Genomic DNA, 1,810 nt, shown 5'->3' on the forward strand with positions numbered 1-1,810 from the left:
GTACGCACGCACGCGGTCTTTCTAAACTACTTCCCTTCCTACCCAAACCAAAGGTTGTCTGAAACCCATTTTCAGACGACCTTTTGCCTCTTTGCCAAACAAATCTTCCCTCTACCATCTCCCCAAACGCTGCCCGAACCAGTAAACTTCCCATGTTTCAACCACTTCTTGAAACCAACCATGCCCCGTATCCACCCGCTCCACCTGTTCCCGCCCCACATTGCCGAACGCGGCCTGCTGTATTTTCAGCAGGGCAAGGTTCGCGATGTCCAAAAAACTTCCTCCGGGCGTTATCGGGCGGAGGTGTGCGGTTCGGAAAACTATTGGGTATGGCTGAAGTTGGATAGTGATTTGTACATTAAGGATGGGGGCTGCGATTGTCCTTATGGCGGGGCGTGCAAGCATATGGCGGCGTTGTGGTATGCGGTGCACGCTCAAATGCTGGATGGGCAGCCGGACGAATCCGATGCGCAACAGCCTAAAAAGGGCGGCAATCCGTATCGGCAGCAGCTCTCCCGAATCTTTTCCCGAACCCGATATTATGATTACTACGAAGCCGCTGATTTGGGTATCAGGCTGCAAAACTGGTTGGAAGATGTGGCGCAAGAGGGAACGGCAGCGTTGGCGCAGGCTTTGCCTCTGTTGATACCGCGTTTGCAGGATGCTTTTGAAAAGGCGGACGATTCGGACGGTATGTTGGTCGATGCTATGTATATGGCAATTGACCTTCTGGAAGAAGCGGTCATGGAAAACGTCCCAAAGCGTTTGATCAATTTTTTAGACAAATGTTTGGACGACAGCCGCTATTTTGATTTCTCGGAGGCAGGCAATAAAATCTACCAAATCCGCGCCCGAATCTGGCGGCTGCGCGGTGAATGGCAGGCGTGGCAAGATTGCGTGAATAAACGTTTGGCAGTTGCCAAATTGGATTGGGATTATGAATTTTGGGCACTCGAAGGCTGGCAGGTTTTGCAGGCGAAAGGCGATACTGCTGCCGCGCAGGATTATTTCAGACGACATCTGCGCTTGCCGAAATTCAGACAAATTGCGGTAGAACAAGCAGTCGGGCAGCGAGACCGGGCAGAAGCGGAACGCCTCTTGCGCGAAGGCATCAGTATTGCCGAAGCTGAAGGAACACTCGGCACAGCGCACAAATGGAAGCTGCAACTTTTTGATGTATTGAAGGAAACCGGTAAAAATGTACGCGAAATCGCAGCGGATTTGGCGTTTTCCGTCCCCCTTTCATTGCCGCATTATGAAGCATGGAAAGCCACGTTTTCCGCCGCCGAATGGCCGCATGAATTCAACCGCCTGCTTGCGCGCTTGTCGGGTCAATATTCGCTGCAAGCTGAAATATTGGAGCATGAACAGGAATTCGACCGGCTGCTCGCCCTATTGCAGCAACACCTCTTGTTGTTGTACCCAATGGATCGTTTTGCCCCGTCTTTCCCCGAGCCGTATCACGACCAAATCGTGGCTTGCTACCTGAAAATCTTTGCGGCTGAAATCAATAAGGCAAGCAACCGTAAGCAATACCGCCAGCTCTTGAACCAATTAAAGACCCTCCGCCGCCAATATTCCGCACAACGGCAGGCGATGGAAGACTTTGCCGACAAAGTTAGGGAGCAATATAGCGAAAAACCACGCCGACCTGCGCTGTTGGAGGAGTTGGTTCGGGCGGGATTTTAGGAAAAAGCTGTTCATCTTCACTTTATGTAATGGATCTTTCCAAATAGGCTTAAAATCCTTACACATATTCAACGTATCGATTACTCGAAGTTTATGAATATTTAATACAGTCAGAAAATAT

General features: G+C 50.4%; 1 protein-coding gene. It reads left to right on the forward strand.

Going from position 1 to position 1,810, the window contains the following annotated elements; all coding sequences use genetic code 11:
• Positions 1-180 precede the first annotated feature (180 nt).
• Complete coding sequence (locus ACTHUM_RS12975; RefSeq protein WP_440403055.1) at positions 181-1,689, forward strand: SWIM zinc finger family protein; 1,509 nt, start codon at positions 181-183, stop codon at positions 1,687-1,689.
• Positions 1,690-1,810 lie beyond the last annotated feature (121 nt).

The sequence above is a fragment of the Neisseria sp. P0021.S006 genome, assembly GCF_051956895.1.